This window comes from Variovorax sp. 54, from assembly GCF_002754375.1.
Lineage (GTDB): Bacteria > Pseudomonadota > Gammaproteobacteria > Burkholderiales > Burkholderiaceae_C > Variovorax.
Genome location: NZ_PEFF01000001.1, coordinates 1,899,776 through 1,920,181 on the forward strand (window position 1 = coordinate 1,899,776; position 20,406 = coordinate 1,920,181).

Here is a 20,406-nt window from a genome sequence, read left to right on the forward strand (position 1 = left end):
AGCAGGCCACCTGGCGCCGTGCCGGGCGGGGACTATGAACCAGCGTCTTGCTGCAGCCAACGCGCCACGGCCAGCGGCGTTCGGTCTTCGAAGCGGGGTCCGATGATCTGCAGCCCGACGGGTAACTGCTGAACGGTCTTTCCCACCGGCACCACCGTGGCCGGCAGGCCCGCCAGCGTGGCGAGACCCGACCAGGCCAACTGATCGCGATAGAACGTGGGTTCGCCGTCGATGTTCAGGGTGGTGTGCGCCCAGTCGGGCGCATCCATGTGCGCGAAGGCTGTCGTGCCGAAGACCGGTGCGATGACGACGTCGAAGCTTTCGAACAACCGCTGCCAGTCCCGCTGCAGGCTCATGCGCCGATCGAGCAGCCGCAGCCACTCGTGTGCCGGGATCGACGGCGGGGGATTCGGGCCACCGCGCGTGGTGATGGTGCGCAGGATGCTCACGTAGTCCCCCTGGATGGCCGCCAGGTCGGGCAGCAACGCGCTGGCGCGCTCGACACGTGCGCCAGCCGCAGCAAGGTTGCGCGACACCTCGTCGACCGCATGGCGCACCTGCGCACTGGTACGTGCCGAAGGATGTTCGCCAAGGGCCAGCACGCGCAGGCCACGTGCGCCAGCGTGCCGGGCGCGCGGCAGCGCCAGTTGGAAAGCGCGGGCTTCGTCGCCGTCAGGGCCGGCCAGCACGTCCAGCGCCAGTTCGAGGTCGCCCGCGCTGCGTGCCATCGGTCCGATGACCGACAGGATGTCGGGGGCCGCCTGGTAGCCGCCGGGGAAGTCGTGGCCGCGCACAGGCAGCAATCCGTGCGTCGGCTTGTGACCGCAGACCCCGCAGAAATGAGCGGGCACCCGGATCGAACCGCCGACGTCCGAGCCCAACTCCAGCGAGACCATGCCGGCCGCCAGCGCCGCGGCCGAGCCGCCAGAGGAACCACCGGGTGTGCGCCCCGCGTCCAGCGGATGCAGGGTGCGGCCGTAGACCGGGTTGTTGCTCTCGTAGTCGCCGAGCCCGAGCGCGAGGTTGGTCTTGCCGAGGATCACCGCGCCTGCGGCCTTCAGGCGACACACGGCGACCGCATCCTGGGCCGCCGGCGGCAGCGAGCGCGCGAACTCGAAACCCCAGGTCGTCGGCAGGCCCGCCACGTTGAACGACTCCTTCACGGTCATCGGCAATCCGAGCAACGGATGCCGCTCTCCTCGGGCCAGGGCAGCGTCCGCGGCACGCGCCTGCTCGCGTGCGCGCTCGAAGTTGCGAACGACCACAGCGTTGACTTGCGGGTCGCGGGCCTCGATGCGCGCGATGGCCGCGTCGCAGGCTTCGAGCGCACCGATCTGTCGTGCGGCGAGTGCCTGAACCAGCTGGCTGGCCGTCTGGCGTTCGGGGGGGAATGAGGACATGAGCGGTCTTACTGCAGCGGGAGATAGAGGTGGGTGCGCCATGCGTCGCCGAGCGGCTCGCGTGGATCGTTGACGTAGTGGATGAAGCAGGGCACGTCGCGCAGCGCGTACCCGGTGGCCGGCAGCCAGTCGCGGTAGATGGCGGTCCACGCGGCGTGCAGCAAGGTGTGCGCGCCTCGGTGCGTGAACACGGCGCAGCGGCCCGCGGGCAGATGGCACCATTCGAGGCTGCCGGCCAGCGACAACGCCGGCTGATCGGGGGTGCCGGTGCGTTCCGCCAGCGAGTGATCGAAGAGGATGCCGCACAGCATGCGCGCCTCCTGGTCGTCCGGGCCTTGCGGCTCGTCGGGAAATACGGCGACCCAGCTGCGCGCACGCGGGAGCAGGCCCGCCGCGCGCACCGCGGGCACCAGCTCTTCGAATGCGCGCTGCGCCGCGCCCGTGCGCACGCCGTCCTTCATGCCACGCGCGGTGGCCGTCAGCACCGCAAGTGCGGGCACATCCAGCATCTGCGGTCGCAGCACCGGGTCCTGGTGCACTGCGTCGGGATCGGGCGAGGGACGCCGGTCGAACAACTGCTGCCAGCGTGGCGCTTCACCCGCGCGCACTGCCATCGGCGTGGTATCGAGTTCGCGGCGCATGGCCTTGGCCAGCGCCTGCGCCGACTCGTAGCCGACCTGCAAGGCCACATCGGTCACTGAGACCGGGTTGTCGGCGAGCAGCTCGCAGGCGCGTTGCAGGCGCCGCCAGGTGACATAGCCCCCGACCGTGATGCCGAAGTAGGCGCGGAAGATTCGGTGGAAGTGGTAGCGCGACATGGCGGCCATGTCAGCCAGCAGGGCCCCATCCAGCGATTCACCGAGGTGAGCGTCGATATGGGCGGCTGCGCGCGAAAGCAGCTCGAGGTAGCGCACGGTCTGCGTGCGGTGGTTGGCGAAGGCATCGAGGGTCATGGACCCGGCGATTGTTTCGCGGACGGCGCGGTGCGGCGTGTCCCGGCTTGCTCGATAGCGCTGTGACCCGTGCCCGCCACTCCCTCCCCCAAAGGGAAGGAGTGAGGACAAGGCCTCAGGCGGCGCCGATGCCGGCGACCAGACTGCCCGGCGCCTGCCCGTTCTTCAGCCCAGCCGTGAACGCCAGCATCCGATCGATCGGCACCCGCGCGCGCACGCCCAGTGCCGGATCGACGTGAATCTCGCCCGCGCCGGTTTCCAGCGCATTCGCCAGTTCGACCAGCCCGTTCATCGCCATCCACGGGCAATGCGCGCAGCTCTTGCAGGTGCCGCCGTTGCCCGCCGTGGGCGCTTCGATGAAGGTCTTGCCGGGGTTCAGCGTGCGCAGCTTGTGCAGCATGCCGGTGTCGGTCGCGACGATGAACTCGGTCGCGTCGAAGCGCTGTGCCGCGTTCAGGATGGCCGAGGTGGAACCCACCGCATGCGCCAGCGCGATCACGTCCGACGGCGACTCGGGGTGCACCAGCACCTTGGCCTTCGGGTACTCCTTCATCAGCAGCTCGAGTTCGAGCGCCTTGAATTCGTCGTGCACGATGCACGCACCGTTCCAGCTGACCATGTCGGCGCCGGTCTGGCGGCGGATGTAGTCACCCAGGTGGCGGTCGGGGCCCCAGAGGATCTTCTGGCCGGCCGCGTGCAGCGCGTTCACCACGTCGAGCGCGCAGCTGGAGGTGACGAGCCAGTCGGCGCGCGCCTTCACGGCCGCGCTGGTGTTGGCGTAGACGACCACGGTGCGGTCGGGGTGCGCATCGCAGAAGGCGCTGAATTCGTCGACCGGGCAGCCCAGGTCGAGCGAGCAGTTCGCGTCGAGGTCGGGCATCAGCACGCGCTTCTCGGGCGAGAGGATCTTCGAGGTCTCGCCCATGAAGCGCACGCCCGACACCACCAGCGTAGTGGCGGCGTGATCGCGGCCGAAGCGCGCCATCTCGAGCGAATCGCTCACGATGCCGCCGGTTTCCTCGGCCAGGTCCTGCAGGTCGGGGTGCACGTAGAAGTGCGACACCATCACCGCGTTGCGTTCGCGCAGCAGCCGGCGGATGCGGTCCTTCAGCGCGATGCGTTCATCGGGCGAAGGCTCGGGGGGCACGCGGGCCCAGGCGTGGCGCGTGTCGCAAACCGAACCCTCCGCGGGCTGTTCGTAGTCGACATCGATGACGGAAGCGGTCCTCATGGCGGTTCAGTGGTTCAGGAAGCGCATCGAGTAGTCGATGGCCTTCACGTCCTTGGTCAACGCGCCGATCGAGATCCGGTCGACACCGGTCTCGGCCAGGGCGCGCAGGCCGTCCAGCGTGACGCCGCCCGAGATCTCGAGCACGGCCTTGCGATCGGCGCCCACGGCGTCGTTCAGGCGCACGGCCTCGCGCAGCGTGGGCAGGTCCATGTTGTCGAGCAGCACCATGCGGGCGCCGGCGTCCAGCGCTTCCTGCAGCTGGGCCAGGGTCTCGACCTCGACCTCGACAAACGCGGCCTGCGCGGCCACGGGCGCCACCGCGCGCAGGGCGGCGGCCACGCCACCGGCCGCGGCGATGTGGTTTTCCTTGATGAGCACCGCGTCGTACAGGCCGATGCGGTGGTTCAGCCCGCCGCCGGTGCGCACGGCGTACTTCTGCGCCAGGCGCAGGCCCGGCAGGGTCTTGCGGGTGTCGACGATGCGCGCGCGCGTGCCCTTCACGGCATCGGCGTACAGCGCGGTCTTGGTGGCGACGGCGCTCAGCAGCTGCAGAAAGTTGAGCGCGGTGCGCTCGGCCGTCAGCAGCGCACGGGCGCCACCCTGGATTTCGAGCACGGGCTGGTCGGCGGCGCAGCGTTCGCCCTCGCCGCACAACCAGGTGATGCGCGCCTGCGGATCGAGCCGCCGCACGGTGGCCTCGACCCAGGGCGCACCGCAGACCACGGCGGTTTCGCGCGCGAGCACGCGGGCATGGGCCGTGCGGGAAGCGTCGACCAGCGAGGCGGTCAAGTCGCCGTCGGCGACGTCTTCCTGCAGGGCGCGGGCGACGTCGGACTCGGCCAGCGCGGCGACGGCCGACGCCGAGAAATCAAAGCGAAGGCTCATGTCTCTGGAATCTCTAATTTTCAGGAGGAGTGGCGGGGGACCGAACCGGCTTGTACCGATTCCGGCACCGGGTCGCGCCCGGTCAGCGCCGCGACGGCATCGCGCGGGCTCACCTGGCCGTCGAGCAGCGCGACCACGCCTTCGGCGATGGGCATCTCGATGCCCAGGCCGCGCGCGCGCTGCACCACGGTGCGGGCGCAGTACACGCCCTCGGCCACGTGGCCCAGCGAATCGACGGCCTGCGCGAGCGTGCGGCCCTGGGCCAGCAGCAGCCCGACCTTGCGGTTGCGCGAGAGGTCGCCGGTGGAAGTCAGCACGAGGTCGCCCAGGCCCGACAGGCCCATGAAGGTGTCGGCGCGGGCGCCGAGCGCCAGGCCGAAGCGGGTCATTTCGGCCAGGCCGCGGGTGATCAGCGCCGCGCGGGCGTTGAGCCCGAGCGCGAGGCCGTCGCACAGCCCGGTGGCGATGGCGAGCACGTTCTTCACGGCGCCGCCGACTTCGACGCCGACGATGTCGTCGTTGGCGTACACGCGCAGGGCCGGGCCGTGGAAGGCGTCGACCAGTGCATCGCGCACGCCGGCGTGCGGGCTGGCGGCCACCAGCGCGGTCGGGCGCCCTTCGGCGACCTCCTGCGCAAAGCTGGGGCCGCTGAGTACGCCCGCCTTCAGTTCAGGCGCAACCTGCGCCCAGATTTCATGGGCGAGCAGGCCGAAGGCGGTGGGAGAGGTATCGCGCGCGGGCTCGACGCCCTTGCACAGCCACGCCACCGGCACTGTGGTGCCGCGCAGGGCGATCAGCTGTTCGCGCAGGGCGGCCATCGGCGTGGCGACGATGACGAGGTCGGCCCCGGCCTGCGCCTGGGCGATGTCGCCCGCGCGCACGGTCAGCGAGGCCGGCAGGGCCAGTCCGGGAAGGTAGCGGGTGTTTTCACGCGCGGCCGACATGGCGTCGGCCTGGGCGGCGTCGCGCGCCCACAGCGTGACCTCGTGGCGGGCCGCCGCGTTGACTGCGACGGCCGTGCCCCAGGCACCGGCGCCATGAACGCAGATCTTCATCGTGCGCTGGCGGCGTCGTGCGGCCTGTTTACTGGGCCAGGGTGGGTGCAGCCTGGCCGGCGGCCTGGGCTTGCTGCTGCTCGTACATGGCCTGGAAGTTGATTTCAGCCAGGTGCACGGGCGGGAAGCCGCCGCGCTGGATCACGTCGGCGACGTTGCCGCGCAGGTACGGGTAGACGATCTGCGGGCAGGCGATGCCCAGGATCGGGCCCATCTGGTCTTCCGGCAGGTTGCGGATCTCGAAGATGCCGGCTTGCTTGGCTTCGACCAGGAACACGGTGCGGTCGTCGATCTTGGTCTGCACGGTGGCCGACACGGTGATCTCGAAAATGCCGTCGGCCACGGGCTGGGCGTCCACGCCGAGCTGGATGTCGACGGTGGGCTGCGTCTGCTCCAGCAGGATCGCGGGCGAGTTGGGTTGTTCGAGCGACAGGTCCTTGAGGTAGACGCGCTGGATCTGGAACACGGGATCTTGGGCTTGCTGGTCGGCCATGGCTGAACTTTCGAGGATCAAAACAATGCCCGCCGGGGAGAGGGTCCCGCAGCGGGCTGCAGATGAGGGAACAAACGATTATCGCCCGACGGCCCGCGCACTTTCGTGACGCCCGGCCGCGGTGGGCTTCAGGCGCCCTGCAACAGCGGAACGAGGCCGCCTCGGCTGTCCAGGGCCTGCAGGTCGTCGCAGCCGCCCACGTGGGTGTCGCCGATGAAGATCTGCGGCACCGTGCGGCGCTGGGTAATCTCCATCATGGTGTTGCGGGCCTGCGGGTCGGTGTCGATGCGGATCTCTTCGATCTGCTCGACGCCCTTGGCCTTGAGGATCTGCTTCGCACGCGTGCAGTACGGGCAGACGGCGGTGGTGTACATCTTGACGGCTTGCATGCGCTCTACCTTGGGAAGAATCAGGCTTTTTCAACCGGCAGGTTAGCCTCTTTCCAGGCCTTCAGCCCGCCGGCGACGGCTTGGGCCTGCTCGTAGCCGAGCTTCTTGGCCGTGGCCACGGCGCGCTGGGCGCGGGCGCCGGTGGCGCACACCAGCAGCAGCGGCACGTTCTTGTTCTTGACCGTGCCAGCCAGTTTTTCCTCGAGCAGCTTCAGGGGCACGTTCTTGGCGCCGATCATGTGGCCGGTCGCAAACTCTTCGGGTTCGCGCACGTCGACCAGCACGGCGCGTTCGCGGTTGATGAGCTGCACGGCGCCCTGGGCCGTGAGCGTGCCTCCGCCCGCACCCCGGAGCATCGGCCAGGCCAGCATGCCGCCCGAAGTGAGCGCCATCAGGATCAGCATCCAGTTCGCGGTGACGAATTCGATCAATTTCACGGGGGTTCCTTGGATGGCAAACCCGGGATTTTAGAATGCTGGTTTTCCCACGCGCTTCCAAAGGCCTCCGACATGCACAAACTGGTACTGATCCGCCACGGCGAATCGACCTGGAACCTCGAAAACCGCTTCACCGGCTGGACCGACGTCGACCTGACCGAGACCGGCGTCGAGCAGGCCAAGCAGGCCGGCCGGCTGCTCAAGGCCGAGGGTTACGACTTCGACGTGGCCTACACCAGCGTGCTCAAGCGCGCCACCCGCACCCTCTGGCACACGCTCGACGAACTCGACCGCACCTGGCTGCCCGTGGTGCACTCCTGGCGCCTCAACGAACGCCACTACGGCGGCCTGCAGGGCCTGAACAAGGCCGAAACCGCCAAGAAGTACGGCGACGAGCAGGTGCTGGTCTGGCGCCGCAGCTACAGCACCCCGCCGCCGCCGCTGGAAGCCGACGACCCGCGCAGCGAGCGCTCCGACGTGCGCTACGCCAAGCTGTCGCCCGAGCAGATTCCGCTGACCGAGTGCCTGAAGGACACGGTGGCGCGCGTGCTGCCGTTCTGGAACGAGTCGATGGCCCCGGCCATCCGCACCGGTCGCCGGCTGGTGGTGGCCGCGCACGGCAATTCGATCCGCGCGCTGGTGAAGTACCTGGACGGCATCTCGGACGACGCCATCGTCGGCCTGAACATCCCGAACGGCATTCCGCTGGTCTACGAGCTCGACGACGACCTCAAGCCCCTGCGCCACTACTACCTGGGCGATGCCGCCGCCGCCGAAAAGGCCGCCGCCGCGGTGGCGTCGCAAGGCAAGGGCTGAAGACGTAAGCAAAAGAAGAAAACCCGGCTTGCCGGTCCCTCCGTGGAACCCCGGCAGGCAATTTGCTTCCAAGCTGTGTATATTGGTTCGACAGCCGTCGACATACAGGACATTTCACTCATGATGGGCCAGAAACTGAAGATCACCGGCTGGGTCGCCGCCGGCGCCGTTGCTGGCGTCCTGACCACCGTCTCGTTGCAGACGGTCGCGCGAGGTTCGCTCGCGCCGCTCCCGCTCGAGGAGTTGCAGCAGCTCGCGGCCGTCTTCGGGATGGTCAAGAGCGACTATGTCGAACCGGTCGACGAGAAGAAACTCATCTCGGACGCCATCTCGGGCATGGTCGCCGGGCTCGATCCGCACTCGCAGTACTTCGACAAGAAGTCCTTCAAGGAATTCCGCGAGGGCACCACGGGCCGTTTCGTGGGCGTGGGCATCGAGATCTCGCAGGAAGACGGCCTCATCAAGGTCGTCTCCCCCATCGAGGGCTCGCCGGCCTTCCGCGCCGGCCTCAAGCCGAACGACCTGATCACCAAGATCGACGACACCGCCGTGCGCGGCCTGTCGCTCAATGAAGCCGTCAAGCGCATGCGCGGCGAGGCCAACACCAAGGTGCTGCTGACCATCTTCCGCAAGGACGAGAGCCGCACCTTCCCGGTCACGATCACGCGCGAGGAAATCCGTACCCAGTCGGTGCGCGGCAAGATGATCGAGCCAGGCTACGGCTGGATCCGCCTGTCGCAGTTCCAGGAGCGCACGGTCGACGACTTCGTCAAGAAGATCGAAGAGCTCTACAAGGAAGACCCGAACCTCAAGGGCCTGGTGCTCGACCTGCGCAACGACCCGGGCGGCCTGCTCGATGCGGCGGTGGCGGTGTCGGCGGCCTTCCTGCCCGAGAACGTCACGGTGGTCACCACCGACGGCCAGCTGGCCGAAAGCAAGTCGATCTACAAGGCGGCGCCCGAGTACTACCAGCGCCGTTCGGGCAGCGACCCGCTGCGCAACCTGCCGGCCGCACTCAAGAACGTGCCGCTGGTGGTGCTGGTGAACGAAGGCTCGGCCTCGGCCAGCGAGATCGTGGCCGGCGCGCTGCAGGACCACAAGCGCGCCACCATCATGGGCAGCCAGACCTTCGGCAAGGGCTCCGTGCAGACGGTGCGCCCGCTCGGCCCGGACACCGGCCTGAAGATCACCACCGCGCGCTACTACACGCCCAGCGGCACCTCGATCCAGGCCAAGGGCATCGTGCCCAACGTGCTGGTCGACGAAAGCGCCGAGGGCAGCCCGTTTGCCGCCCTGCGCATGCGCGAGGCCGACCTCGAGAAGCACCTGGCCAGCGGCCAGGGCCCCGAGGTGAAGGACCCCGAGCGTGAAAAGGCCCGCGACGAAGCCCGCAAGCGCCTCGAGGAAGAAGCCAAGAAGCCGCCGCAGGACCGCAAGGTGCCCGAGTTCGGCACCGACAAGGACTTCCCGCTGGTGCAGGCGCTCAACCGCCTGAAGGGCCAGCCGGTGCTCGTGAGCAAGACGCAGGTCATCGTCGACAACAAGGACGAGAAGAAGGAAAACTGATCCCGGCGAGCGGGCCGCACGCACCGTGCGGTTCGCGCCACCGGCGGTTTTTCTTCCTCCGCAACGGCCCAGGCAGGCGCGCATGGACGACCACGACCTGCTGCGCTATTCGCGGCACATCCTCCTCGAAGAATTCGGCATCGACGGCCAGGCGCGCGTCGGTGCCGGCCGGGTGCTCGTCATCGGCGCCGGTGGGCTGGGCTCGCCGGTGGCCCTGTACCTCGCGGCAGCCGGGGTCGGCCACATCGTGCTGGTCGACGACGACGAGGTCGATCTCACCAATCTCCAGCGGCAGGTCGCCCACACGCATGCGCGGGTCGGTCAGTCCAAGGTCGCATCCGCCGCGCAGGCCATGCGCGACATCAACCCCGACATCGCCATCGAGACCCACGCGGTGCGCGCCGACGAGGCGCTGCTGTCGCAGCTCGTGGCCGGCGCCGACGTGGTGGTCGATTGCTGCGACAACTTCGCCACCCGGCAGGCCGTGAACCGCGCCTGCGTGGCGCACGCCAAGCCGCTGGTGGCGGGCGCAGCGATCCGCTTCGACGGGCAGTTGAGCGTGTACGACACGCGCGACGCCGCCTGCCCCTGCTACGCCTGCCTGTTCCCGCCCGAAGCCAGCTTCGAAGAAACGCGCTGCGCGGTGCTCGGCGTGTTCGGTCCGGTCGTCGGCACCATCGGCACACTGCAGGCCAGCGAGGCGCTCAAGCTGCTGGCGGGCATCGGGCCGTCGCTGGCGGGCAAGCTGCTGATGTTCGACGGGCGCAGCACCAGCTTCGACACGCTGCGTGTCTCGCGCGACCCGCACTGCAGCGTCTGCGCGCAGCGGCCCTCAACAGGCGCCTGAGCGCCCACCCTCTTCTCTTTTAAGGCTGGCGAGCCCCCTTGGCCCGCGCGGCGCCGCGCGACGCCGCCCCGGCCGTGGGCCGGTTCGCCTGCGCCAGCACGCCCGTGCAGTCGGCGTTCTCGCCGGGGCCGGTCTCGATGGTCGCGGCCAGCGCCAGCAGCGGGTTGATGGCGCCGAGCGCCAGCGCTGCCAGCCCACGGCCGGCCAGTGGCGCGATCTCGACGCCGCCCTTGGGTGCGCCAAAGGTGCCGCTCACGACCAGCGGCGTGCGCAGCGAGAGGAAGCTCGCGCTCTTGGGCTCGGGGCGGATCACGAAGTCGAGCGACTCGGTCGCGAGGTTGGCCTGGCCGGTGGCGGTGAAGACGGCGTTGGTGGTGTCCAGCACCAGCGTGCGCCCGCTCATCACGCCCTTGTTCACGTCGAAGGCCAGCGCCGCGCAGCGCAGCTCCACATCGCGGTCGCCGCGCAGCAGGAACTTGAGGATGTCGCCGCCCACCAGCGTCGCGAACACCGGCATCAGGTTGCCGAACTGGCCGCGCCCCGACAGCACCGCCATGTCGCCCGACGCACCGCCGAGCCAGCTGGCCACCGAATTGCCGGCGCCCGACAGATTGATGCGCCCGTCGAGCTGGCCGACGCTGTTGCCCGAGCTTTCCAGCTTGGGAATCAGCCGCGCGAGCTTCAGGCCGCGCACGTCGAGCGACACGCGGATGTCGGTCGGCGTCTTGCCGGCGTCGATGCGCACCGCGCCCACCAGCTTGCCGCTGGCCACGCCGAGGTCGAGCGGATCGAGCGACAACACGCCGTCGGTCAGCTTGATCTGGACGCTGCCACGGTCCAGCGGCACCTCGCGCACGTTGCGGATGCGCTCGGCGGTGTAGCCCACGTCGGCGTTCATGGCGTGAAGCCGCCCGAAGTCGAAGGGCGTGGTCGGCAGCACCTTGCCGCCGGGCGGGCGCTTGGGTTGGGCCGAGGCGACCGGCGTCACGCCTTCCACCGCGTTGGCCGAGCGCGCCGTGGGCGGCAGGCCGATCAGCGGACCCAGGTCGTCCATGTCCATCACGCGCGAGCGCAGCGTGCCCGACAGGCGCGGCACCTTGTCGGCCTGGTCGAAGCGCATGTCGCCGCCGATGTCCGACAGGCCCAGCCGGCCGTTGAGCCCCGCCGCCGCCCAGAGCTTGCCGCGCTTGCTCAGGCTGCCGCTCAGCGCATAGGGCGGGGTCTGCGGCAGCACGACGCCGGTCAGCGGGAACAGCGCGCTCAGCGTCTGGCCCTTGACCTGGAACGTGGCGTCGATGCCGTCGAAGCCCGCGAGCTGGGCCACCGTGCCGCTGGCCTTGAGCTTCGTCTGGCCGGCGGCAGCATTGATCTCGAGCGGGAACGGCGGCGCGCCCGCGGCGTTGATCTGCAGCACGTCGCCCGTGCGCCCGTCGGCCGTGAGCGGCTGGCCCTTGTAGCGGCCTTTGATGCGGTAGTGCAGCGGCAGCTCGCCGCGGGTGCTGTCGTAGTCGAGGTCGGCATGCACGTCGACGCCCAGGTGCGTAGCCAGGAAGTCGACGGCGCCCTTGTCGACCTGGATCAGGCCGATGGTCGGCACGGTGCCGGTGTCCGAGGTGTCCTTGCCGAAGGCCCAGGTGCGGCGCCCGTCGGCCTCCATCTGCAGCCCCACTGTGGGCCCGGACAGCGCCAGGCGCGGAATGACCACTTGCTTGTCGATGAGCGGCCAGAGCCGGATCTCGAAGCTCGCGCGCTCGGCCTTCACCAGGTAGGGGTCGCGCGCCCAGTCGGGGTTGGCGAACGCGATGCCGTCGAAGGTCACGGTGGCGGCTTTCCAGCCCAGGTCGACATCGAGCCGGCGGGTGATCTCGAACTTGCGCCCGGTCTTCTCGCTCACGAAACGGTTGAGCGGCTCGCGCAGCGTGTCCCACGGAAAGAAGGCGACGAGGAGCGCGAATGCGGCCAGCAGGACGGCGACCAGCAGCACGAAGGCCGCCAGCAGCTTCTGCCAGCGCGGCCGGGCGCGAAGGGATTGGGTTGCCATGCTCGATTCTTACCCGGATGACCGCCCCCGCCGGGTCGGCGGCGGGCCGCAGACCCCGTGCGGCATGGCCTACGGCGGCGACGGCGCGACCGTGCGTCGGAACCCGCCTACAACACGCGGCCCTCGAACCCTGCATGATCGGACGCGGGGAGGCCTCAATGTGTGCACGGGCAGACGCTCCCCTTCGCGGGACGCTTCAGGACACGAGCACCTGCCCACCTCGGAGGAAGCGGCTCGGCATGGATTCCAGATTGCAGACCTACGTCGTCGAAGACAACCCCACGATCCGTGAAAACCTCATCGGCACTCTGGAGGAGCTCGCCTGCGCGACGGTCGTCGGCTTTGCCGAGACCGAGCAGCATGCGCGCGAATGGCTGCACGGCCACACCGACGAATGGCACCTGGCCATCGTCGATCTCTTTCTGAAGCAAGGCAGTGGCCTGGGCATCCTTCAGGCCTGCCAGTCGCGCAAGCCTGGCCAGAAGGTGGTGGTGCTCAGCAACTATGCGACGCCCGACATCCGGCGCCGCTGCGCCGAGTTCGGGGTCGACGCGGTGTTCGACAAATCCAACGAGATCGACGCGCTGGTCGACTTCTGCCTGGCGCAGGCCGGAAGCATGCATGCCGCGCCCGATGCGAACTGAACGCAGGCCAGCACGGGCACGCGCCCCGGCCGCCGGCCCCCATGCGGGAGCACGCTCAATCGATGAGCTTGTTCTTCAGCGCGTAGTAGGTCAGGTCGCTGTTGGACGACAGATTCATCTTCTCCATCAGCCGCGTGCGGTAGGTGCTCACCGTCTTCACCGACAGCGACAGCGTCTTGGCGATGTCGCCGGCGGTCTCGCCCTTGGCCAGCTTCAGGAACACCTGGAACTCGCGCTCCGAGAGCTGCTCGTGCGGCGCCGCGTCGTCCTTGCGGTCGAGCTGGCGGGCCAGCAGTTCGGCCACGGCGGGCGTGATGTAGCGCCGGCCCAGCGAGATGGTGCGAATGGCGTTCACGATCTCGATGGGATCGCATTCCTTGTTGAGGTAGCCGCTCGCGCCCTGACGGATCAGGTTCATCGCGTAGTGCTCCTCGGGGTAGCCGCTGAGGATGAGGATGCCCACGTCCGGCGCCTTGGCGCGGATCATGGCCAGTGCATCGATGCCGCTTTGTCCCGGCATGGAGAGATCCATCACCAGCACGTCCAGTTCGGTGGTGCGTACCAGCTCGATGGCTTCGCGGCCGCTCGCTGCCTCGCCCGCCACGCGCAGGTCCACGTGCTCGGAGAAGAACTGCCGGAGGCCCGATCGCACGATGGCGTGGTCGTCCACAATTCCAATTTTGATCATCTGTTACTTTCGTCGTTGTGCTGCGGACTTGGAAGCCGAAGCATGCCGGTCCCTGATTGTTATCAATTATTCACGAAGTTGCATTGAATGCGACCTTAAAGGTGACATGCACTGGTTAGCCCCTCCAAAAATGGCCGTCAGCCTGCTGCTCGCGGCGCTGGCTGCATTGGCCCTCGTGGGCATCAACGAGGCAGGGTACAGGCAATCGAGCCGGGCCCTGGCGGACATCGACGAGGCACAGCAGATCCGCGGCACGCTCAACCAGATCCTGCAGAACATGCTGGACGCAGAAACCGGCCAGCGCGGCTTCCTGCTCACGGGCGAAGCCGCCTACCGCCAGCCCTACGACGTGGCCGTGAAGCAGGTCGACGGCAACCTGGCCACGCTGCGCCAGCTGTACGCCGAACGCCCGGCCGAGCGCACCCAGCTGACCGAGCTGTCCAAGCACGTGCTGCGCAAGATCGCCGAGATGGACATGAGCGTGCGGCTGCGCCACGAGGGCAACGAGGACGCCTGGAAGTTCGTCATGACCACCGACGTCGGGCGCGAGGAGATGGAGGCCATCCGCGCCACCGCCAGCGAGCTGGTGAAAGCCAGCAACCAGACACTGCGCGCCAGTCAGCAGCAGGTGATGAAGTCGCTGCAGCTGGCGCGCATCGGCACCGGCATCGTGGCGCTGGCCGCGCTGATCGCCTTCTTTCTGTACCTGCGCCAGACGCATGCGCTGCGCTCGGTGGGCGAGCGCCAGCAGGAGGTGCTGCAGCGCGAGCGCAATGCGCTGGAAGACGAGGTGCGCGAGCGCACCGCCTCGCTGGCCGAGCTCGCCACCCACCTGCAGGACGTGCGCGAGACCGAGCGCGGCTACCTGGCGCGCGAGCTGCACGACGAGCTGGGCTCGCTGCTCACCGCCGCCAAGCTCGACGTGGCGCGGCTGAAGTCGCGGCTGGCCGACGCGCCCGACGCGATCCAGCGGCTGCAGCATCTGACCGAGCTGCTCAACAGCGGCATCGCACTGAAGCGCCGCATCATCGAGGACCTGCGGCCTTCGTCGCTCTCCAACCTCGGGCTGGTCGCCTCGCTGGAAATTCTGGGGCGCGAGTTCGGAGAACGCTCGGGGCTGGCGATCGAGATGGCGCTGGAGCCCGTGAGCATGGACGAGTCGCGCCAGCTCACGATCTACCGCATGGTGCAGGAGAGCCTGACCAACATCGGCAAGTACGCCGAGGCCAGCGAAGCCACCATCGTGCTGAAGAACTACGCCAACCACGTGATCGTGGAAGTGACCGACAACGGCAAGGGCTTCGATGCACAACGCGTGCGCCCGTCGACGCACGGCCTGGCGGGCATGCGCCACCGCGTCGAGGCGGCACGCGGCAAGCTCACCATCACCTCCACGCCCGGACAGGGCACGCGGCTCACCGCGATGCTGCCGGTGGTGAAGCCGGCGAGCCCCGACACCACCGCGCCGCGCGCGGCCTCGGCCTGAGGGGCCGTGGCATTTCTTCACGCCACCGCCTGCAGCGACTCGGTCGCCTCCTACGCGCCCCCGCCCCGGTCGCTGACAGGGCCCCTGCGGCCCTGCCCTTAAGGTGGGTCCTGTGTCATCCGGTGCGGCATCGCTTCTTCGGCGCTGCTGTCGGATGCACGGTTTCAAACCATAAAAGAGGGAAGCCTCGAAGGAGTTCCGCATGCTGCACTACGCCGTGGTATTTCTGGTCATCGCACTCATCGCCGCCGTGTTCGGCTTCGGCGGCATCGCCGCCAGCGCGGTGGGTATCGCCAAGGTCCTTTTCATCATCTTTGCCGTGCTTGCCATCGCCAGCTTCCTGGCCGGCTTGCTACGACGCAAGTAGCGTAGTTACGATCCATAGGCTCCCGCATTTCATCTTCCCGGAAAGGACTCCCCCATGAACACGACCAAGACCCCTTCGCAACTCGCCGACGACGTGCGCCAGACCGCCCAGGAAGCGGCGGAAACCACCCGCGCCTACGCTCAGAACGCGGTGAATGCGGCGGGTGAAAAGGTCCGCGAACTGCGCCGCGACGCCGAACCGGGTGTCGAGCAGTTGGCCGCACGCGTGCAGCAAGCAGTGCAGCGCGGCCTCGACGCCGCCTCGACCACCGGCGCCCGCGCGCACCGCCGCATCGAACAGGCCGCCGACGTGACGGGCCGCTACATCTCGGACCAGCCCGTGCGCTCGGTGCTGCTGGCCGCCGCTGCCGGTGCCGCCATCACGGCGCTGATCGTGCTGGCCAGCCGCCGCAGCCGCGACGACTACTGATCCGTCGATCCGCCGTCACTGACCGACCGACCCCGCCCGACCACCCTCGCACATGCTTCATCCGATCTTCTCGACGGTGCTCGGGCACCCGGAACTCATTGCCGATCACATCGCCAACTACGCGGCCCTGGCCCGGCAGGAGAGTGCCGTGGCGGGGCGCGGCCTCGTCGCCCGACTGGTCGCGGGCGTCCTGGCCGTGGCCACCGCCGTGTTGGCGCTCGGGCTGATCGGCGTGGCCGTGCTGCTAGGCGTGCTGCACGGCAGCTTCCACTGGGTGCTGGTGGCCGTGCCGGCCGTGGCGGTGCTGATTGCGGCGATCTGCACCTGGATCGCCACCCGCCCGAGTCCGAACTACGGCTTCGACGATCTGCGCGCCCAGCTGGCCGCGGACCTCGACGCGCTGCACGCCGCCGGAGCCCGCCATGAGCAGCCCTGATCCCCGCCGCCCTGCCGCATCGCAGCTGACGCCGCAGCAGCGGCTGGCCATTTCGCGCCGCGCGCTCGTGCGGCAACTGAACGGCGGCGAGCCCGACGCACCGGCGCCCCACCGCGCCTTTGGCGCCGGCGAGGCCGACGACGATCTCGAATACGCACACACCGACGCCGATGCGCCACCCGCCTCGCCGGGGCGCCGTCACGGCGTCTGGAGCGGCATGGCGCGCGGCGTGGTGCAGCGCTGGTGGCGCCGCCATCCCGCGCACGCGGCGGGCCAGCTGGCCCGCCCCCTGCTCGAGCACTACGCCCGCACGGAGCCCGTCAAGCTCATGGCCGCCGCAGCAGCCACGGGCTCGCTGCTGGTGCTCGTGCGGCCCTGGCGGCTGATCTCGGCCACGGCCGTGATCGCGGCGGTGCTCAAGACCTCCGACGTGGCCGATCTGGTCAACACGCTGATGCAGAAGCCCGCGCGGCCACCACGGCAAGACCCGCCCTGACATCACGCCCGCGCGTACTTTGCGCACCCAAGAAAAAGCCCTCGCGAAGGGGGTTTTTCTGTTTCTGGCGGAGGGCCGATCAGCCCTTCACTTCGAGCTGGTTGTCCACCGACTTCACACCCTGCACCGCCTTGGCGATCTCTTCGGCGCGCGACTTGGCGGCGGCTGTCGGTGCCGGGCCCTTGAGGCTCACGGCGCCGCCCTTGGTGTCGACGTCGATCTTGATCGCACTCAGGTCCGGGTCCTTGGCCAGGCCGGCCGAGACCGAGGCGGTGATCGCGGCGTCGTCGACCGTGGCGGTCACGGCGGCGGTGGCGTCCTTGGTCGCTTCCTTCACATCGGCCACGGCGCCGGCCATGCCGGTCTTCGCATCGGCTGCGGCCTGTTCGGTCTTCGCCTTGGCATCGGAGGCCGCCTGCTCGGTCTTGGCGACCGCGCTGTCGAGCTTCTCGCCGGCCGTCTGATTGGCCGGCTTGTCGCAGGCGGCCAGGGTCAGTGCGGCGCCAGCCGCCAGCACGGCGAGCCAGGTGCGCGACGAGGCGAACGGGGCAAAGGAAGCGAGGGAACGGTTCGATGTTGTCATGCGGAAATCCTCCTGCGGTCGGAATGAATGCATGGACCGGCTTGGTCCACGACGATCAATCTAGCGCCCGCGGCCTGCGCACGGGTGTCGCCGCAGGCCCGAAGCGCTGTAGGACAAGCAAGCGACGGCAGGCGGCTCAGGCGCTGACGATCCAGCCTTCGAGCGGGTCCATGGCCTGCGGCAATCCGTAGCCGGGCCCCGGGCTGTCGGCGCGCTGGCGGGCCCAGGCGGCCTGCAGCAGGCACAGCACCGCATCGAGTTCATCGCCCTTCGCATCGGCCCTCAGCGCGTCGCGCTGCGCGGCTGTGAGGTCGAGCCGCAAACCGAGCCGCGTCTGTCCGGCCTCGAGCGCGGCCAGCAGGTCGGCGCGCGCGATCTCGCGCTCGGGCGACTGGCGCGCGAGGTCGTCGCTCTTGTAGCTGCGCCGGCCGATGAGTTCGCGCGCCAGCAGGCCCGGGTAGGCCTCCAGTGCGATGCGGTCCTTGTGGGTGCCCGTGTGCAGGCCCGGCAATGTCGCACCCGCCGCGAGCAGGCGCGGCACGCCAGCGTGCAGCATGTAGGCGACGGGTGGGTTCACCCATTTCATCGACGGACTCGAGCCAGCCGGTGCGTCGGTCGCACGGTGCGCGAACTTGCCGCCGACCGGGCGCGCCGCACAGAAGGCGGCGAAGGTGTCGCGGATCTCGGCACGGCTCAGGGCGGCGTAACGGGCGATCAGCGCGCTCCATGCCGTGGGCCATTGCAGGTGCTCGACCAGCTCGCGCGGCAGGCCAAAAGGAAAATCGAAGCCACCGACCCAGGCGGGCGTGCCACGCAGCCAGTCGCCCCACGTCTCCAGCGAGGAGAAGCGATGCAGACCCGTGAGCACGACCCTGTGCGTGTCGGCCATCTCGCCGACGGCCACGACGATGGGTTTGCGGGCCGTCGGTGCGCTCGAGAAATCGCAGCCGAAGAGCATCGCCCGCTTTCGGTCAGCCCAGTGCGAGCGCGATCACACCGGCCGCGATGAACAGCGCGCCCAGCAGCCTCAGCATGCGATCACCTTCGCGCAGGAGGTGCCCGCCGATCAGCGCGGCGAACAGCATCGACACCTCGCGCGCCGGCGCGACGTGCGAAATGGGCGCCTGCTGCACCGCGTACAGCACGAGCACGTACGAGACGGGGCTGATCGCCGCCACCAGCAGCGCGTACTTCCACTGCTCGCGCCACATGCGCGCGGTGGTCGCGCGGTCTTGCAGCGCGGCGGGCAGCAGCAGCACGAGGCGCACGAAGTTGCTCATGTAGTCGAGCAGGATCGGCGACATCGCGAGGAACTTGACGGCGTAGCTGTCGGTGATCGTGTAGGCCGCGATGAAGGCGCCGGTCAGCACGCCGTAGCGCATGCCCTTTTGCACGCGCTCGCGCTGCACCGGGTCGTGCTTCTTGTGAAAGAGGCGCGGGCCACCGGCCACCAGGAACACACCGAGCACCACGCCGAAGATGCCGGCCACGCCGACGAGACTGATCTTCTCGCCGAGGAACAGGATCGCGACCAGCGACGAGAGCAGCGGCCCTGAGCCGCGTGCCAGCGGGTAGACCACGGTGAGATCGGACTTGCGGTAGCCGCGCAGCAGCACGACGTAATAGAAGACGTGCAGCACGCCGCTCAGCACGATGAAGGCCCACTCCTTCGAGCCCCAGGTCGGCACGACGCTCCAGCCGAGCGTGATGCCCACGGGCGCCCACACCACGGCCATGAACACGCCGCTCTGGAACGCAAAGCGCGAGTCGCCGTTCGCCTTCTTGGCGGCGATGTTCCAGCTGGCGTGAATGACCCCGGCCAGGAGGATCAGTGCAAAGGCGGAAAGCGGCACCTCGAGTCAGGCGAACCCGAGCGCCGCCGGGCCGCCCCAAGGCGCGAGCGGCCCCCTCGGGGGGCAGCGAGGACACGAAGTGCCGAGCGTGGGGGCCACGTGCTCAGTGGCGGCCGACGATGGCGGCGGTGGCCATCAGTTCTTCGAGCAGCGCGAGCGAGACCTTGCCCGATACCTTGTACGGGTCGAGTTCGGGCTTCTCGGAGTACTTGAGCAAGGTCGAGGCGTTGAGCTTCGAGAGGTTGACCTGCCCCATCGTCCAGCCGCCGAAACGGCGTTCGGAGATTTCTTCGTAGTGCAGCAGCACCACGTCCTTGTGGCGCGCATCGCGCTGGATATGGCCGTAGAGATCGCTGATGGCTTCGCGCCCGCCCTCGATCGCCTGCAGGAAGGTGCCCGCGCCGTAGCAGAGGATGCCGGTGATGCCGCAGGCCGGGTTGTGCATGCGCGATTTCGTGAGGATCGCCTCGATGGCCTCGGGGCTGGTATCGACGGCACGGCTGGCGTAAAGAAGACGGACCAGCATGGCTCAGCTCTTTCGTGGCAAGAGGGAAAGGAATTCGCGGCGCAGGCTCGGGTCCTTGAGGAACACGCCGCGCATGACGGAGTTGATCATCTTGCTGTCCATTTCCTTCACGCCGCGCCAGGCCATGCAGAAGTGCTCGGCTTCCATGACCAGCGCAAGGCCGTCGGGCTGCGTCTTTTCCTGGATCAGGTCGGCCAGCTGCACCACGGCTTCTTCCTGGATCTGCGGACGGCCCATGACCCATTCGGCCAGGCGCGCGTACTTCGACAGGCCGATCACGTTCGTGTGCTCGTTGGGCATCACGCCGATCCAGAGCTTGCCGATGATCGGGCAGAAGTGGTGCGAGCAGGCGCTGCGCACGGTGATCGGGCCGACGATCATCAGCTCGTTCAAGTGCTCGGCGTTGGGAAACTCGGTGAGCGGCGGCGGCGGCACGTAGCGGCCGCGGAACACCTCGTTGAGGTACATCTTGGCCACGCGGCGCGCGGTGTTGTCGGTGTTGTGGTCGTTCTCGACGTCGATGACCAGGCTCTCGAGCACGCCCTTCATCTTGACCTCGACCTCGTCGAGCAGTGACTCCAGCTCGCCGGGTTGAATGAACTCGGCGATGTTGTCGTTGGCGTTGAAACGCTTGCGCGCTGCATTCAGTCGCTCGCGGATCTTGACGGAGACGGGGGTGCCCTCGTCATCGTCTTTTCGATCGGGAAGCGGTTCGACGTCGGTTTTCCTCAGCATGGCGGGGATCGTACCAGTGAATGGCTCCAAGGGATTCGGGCTGCAACGCC

Annotated in this window: 24 protein-coding genes; 9 read left to right on the top strand and 15 right to left on the bottom strand. The window is 68.7% G+C overall.

The annotated features are described in order from the left end of the window. Window positions 1–32: 32 nt before the first annotated feature. From CLU95_RS08610 to CLU95_RS08645, 8 genes are all read right to left on the bottom strand, one after another. Window positions 33–1,400: an amidase family protein gene (locus CLU95_RS08610; protein WP_257214567.1), complete on the bottom strand. Its 1,368-nt coding sequence runs from the start codon at window positions 1,398–1,400 to the stop codon at window positions 33–35. Window positions 1,401–1,408: 8 nt separating this feature from the next. After that, window positions 1,409–2,353, bottom strand: coding sequence for an AraC family transcriptional regulator (locus tag CLU95_RS08615; protein WP_099792238.1), 945 nt, complete (start codon window positions 2,351–2,353; stop codon window positions 1,409–1,411). Window positions 2,354–2,468: 115 nt separating this feature from the next. Beyond that, entirely contained in the window at window positions 2,469–3,584 is a 1,116-nt protein-coding gene (gene nadA, locus CLU95_RS08620; RefSeq protein ID WP_099792240.1) for a quinolinate synthase NadA, read from the bottom strand. 6 nt (window positions 3,585–3,590) lie between these two features. Next, entirely contained in the window at window positions 3,591–4,469 is an 879-nt protein-coding gene (gene nadC, locus CLU95_RS08625; protein WP_099792242.1) for a carboxylating nicotinate-nucleotide diphosphorylase, read from the bottom strand. Window positions 4,470–4,489: 20 nt separating this feature from the next. After that, window positions 4,490–5,524, bottom strand: a complete 1,035-nt coding sequence (locus CLU95_RS08630) for an NAD(P)H-dependent glycerol-3-phosphate dehydrogenase (protein ID WP_099792244.1) — start codon at window positions 5,522–5,524, stop codon at window positions 4,490–4,492. A 28-nt stretch (window positions 5,525–5,552) separates the two neighbouring features. After that, a complete protein-coding gene (gene secB, locus CLU95_RS08635; RefSeq protein WP_099792246.1) occupies window positions 5,553–6,017 on the bottom strand; it encodes a protein-export chaperone SecB in 465 nt (154 codons plus the stop codon). Between the two features lie 128 nt (window positions 6,018–6,145). Continuing rightward, the gene (gene grxC / locus CLU95_RS08640; RefSeq protein ID WP_099792248.1) at window positions 6,146–6,406 is read right to left on the bottom strand and encodes a glutaredoxin 3; all 261 of its coding nucleotides are present in this window, start codon (window positions 6,404–6,406) and stop codon (window positions 6,146–6,148) included. 20 nt (window positions 6,407–6,426) lie between these two features. After that, window positions 6,427–6,810, bottom strand: coding sequence for a rhodanese-like domain-containing protein (locus tag CLU95_RS08645; protein WP_373670022.1), 384 nt, complete (start codon window positions 6,808–6,810; stop codon window positions 6,427–6,429). Window positions 6,811–6,915: 105 nt separating this feature from the next. Here CLU95_RS08645 and gpmA point away from each other — a divergent pair, with 105 nt between their 5' ends. From gpmA to CLU95_RS08660, 3 genes are all read left to right on the top strand, one after another. After that, window positions 6,916–7,659, top strand: coding sequence for a 2,3-diphosphoglycerate-dependent phosphoglycerate mutase (gene gpmA / locus CLU95_RS08650; protein ID WP_013543140.1), 744 nt, complete (start codon window positions 6,916–6,918; stop codon window positions 7,657–7,659). Between the two features lie 123 nt (window positions 7,660–7,782). Continuing rightward, the gene (locus CLU95_RS08655; protein WP_099797176.1) at window positions 7,783–9,225 is read left to right on the top strand and encodes a S41 family peptidase; all 1,443 of its coding nucleotides are present in this window, start codon (window positions 7,783–7,785) and stop codon (window positions 9,223–9,225) included. An 82-nt stretch (window positions 9,226–9,307) separates the two neighbouring features. Then, the gene (locus CLU95_RS08660; RefSeq protein WP_099792252.1) at window positions 9,308–10,072 is read left to right on the top strand and encodes a HesA/MoeB/ThiF family protein; all 765 of its coding nucleotides are present in this window, start codon (window positions 9,308–9,310) and stop codon (window positions 10,070–10,072) included. 19 nt (window positions 10,073–10,091) lie between these two features. Here the strand turns inward: CLU95_RS08660 and CLU95_RS08665 are convergent, their stop codons facing one another. Next, window positions 10,092–12,113, bottom strand: a complete 2,022-nt coding sequence (locus CLU95_RS08665; protein ID WP_099792254.1) for an AsmA family protein — start codon at window positions 12,111–12,113, stop codon at window positions 10,092–10,094. A gap of 239 nt (window positions 12,114–12,352) precedes the next feature. Here CLU95_RS08665 and CLU95_RS08670 point away from each other — a divergent pair, with 239 nt between their 5' ends. Continuing rightward, window positions 12,353–12,757 (top strand): response regulator, encoded by a 405-nt coding sequence (locus CLU95_RS08670; RefSeq protein WP_099792256.1) that lies wholly within the window; start codon window positions 12,353–12,355, stop codon window positions 12,755–12,757. Window positions 12,758–12,812: 55 nt separating this feature from the next. Here CLU95_RS08670 and CLU95_RS08675 read toward each other — a convergent pair whose 3' ends face one another. Continuing rightward, entirely contained in the window at window positions 12,813–13,445 is a 633-nt protein-coding gene (locus tag CLU95_RS08675) for a response regulator (RefSeq protein WP_007837167.1), read from the bottom strand. A 130-nt stretch (window positions 13,446–13,575) separates the two neighbouring features. Here CLU95_RS08675 and CLU95_RS08680 point away from each other — a divergent pair, with 130 nt between their 5' ends. The 5 genes from CLU95_RS08680 to CLU95_RS08700 all read left to right on the top strand — a co-directional run bounded on the left by CLU95_RS08680 (window position 13,576) and on the right by CLU95_RS08700 (window position 16,659). Next, the gene (locus tag CLU95_RS08680) at window positions 13,576–14,931 is read left to right on the top strand and encodes a sensor histidine kinase (RefSeq protein WP_099792259.1); all 1,356 of its coding nucleotides are present in this window, start codon (window positions 13,576–13,578) and stop codon (window positions 14,929–14,931) included. 202 nt (window positions 14,932–15,133) lie between these two features. After that, window positions 15,134–15,298 (top strand): DUF1328 domain-containing protein, encoded by a 165-nt coding sequence (locus CLU95_RS08685; RefSeq protein ID WP_070063586.1) that lies wholly within the window; start codon window positions 15,134–15,136, stop codon window positions 15,296–15,298. Between the two features lie 54 nt (window positions 15,299–15,352). Beyond that, window positions 15,353–15,727 (top strand): hypothetical protein, encoded by a 375-nt coding sequence (locus CLU95_RS08690; protein ID WP_099792261.1) that lies wholly within the window; start codon window positions 15,353–15,355, stop codon window positions 15,725–15,727. Between the two features lie 52 nt (window positions 15,728–15,779). Beyond that, entirely contained in the window at window positions 15,780–16,163 is a 384-nt protein-coding gene (locus tag CLU95_RS08695; protein ID WP_099792263.1) for a hypothetical protein, read from the top strand. Then, the gene (locus tag CLU95_RS08700) at window positions 16,150–16,659 is read left to right on the top strand and encodes a hypothetical protein (RefSeq protein ID WP_099792265.1); all 510 of its coding nucleotides are present in this window, start codon (window positions 16,150–16,152) and stop codon (window positions 16,657–16,659) included. The genes CLU95_RS08695 and CLU95_RS08700 overlap by 14 nt, the downstream gene beginning before the upstream one ends. A gap of 79 nt (window positions 16,660–16,738) precedes the next feature. On the opposite strand, the gene CLU95_RS08705 is transcribed toward CLU95_RS08700, so the two are convergent. From CLU95_RS08705 to folE, 5 genes are all read right to left on the bottom strand, one after another. Continuing rightward, complete coding sequence (locus CLU95_RS08705) at window positions 16,739–17,242, bottom strand: BON domain-containing protein (RefSeq protein WP_099792267.1); 504 nt, start codon at window positions 17,240–17,242, stop codon at window positions 16,739–16,741. Between the two features lie 136 nt (window positions 17,243–17,378). Further along, complete coding sequence (locus tag CLU95_RS08710; protein ID WP_099792269.1) at window positions 17,379–18,200, bottom strand: DUF429 domain-containing protein; 822 nt, start codon at window positions 18,198–18,200, stop codon at window positions 17,379–17,381. Between the two features lie 13 nt (window positions 18,201–18,213). Beyond that, complete coding sequence (locus CLU95_RS08715) at window positions 18,214–19,095, bottom strand: DMT family transporter (RefSeq protein ID WP_099792271.1); 882 nt, start codon at window positions 19,093–19,095, stop codon at window positions 18,214–18,216. A gap of 103 nt (window positions 19,096–19,198) precedes the next feature. Further along, window positions 19,199–19,621: a BLUF domain-containing protein gene (locus tag CLU95_RS08720; protein WP_099792273.1), complete on the bottom strand. Its 423-nt coding sequence runs from the start codon at window positions 19,619–19,621 to the stop codon at window positions 19,199–19,201. Between the two features lie 3 nt (window positions 19,622–19,624). Then, window positions 19,625–20,356, bottom strand: coding sequence for a GTP cyclohydrolase I (gene folE, locus CLU95_RS08725; RefSeq protein ID WP_099792275.1), 732 nt, complete (start codon window positions 20,354–20,356; stop codon window positions 19,625–19,627). Between the last annotated feature and the right edge of the window lie 50 nt (window positions 20,357–20,406).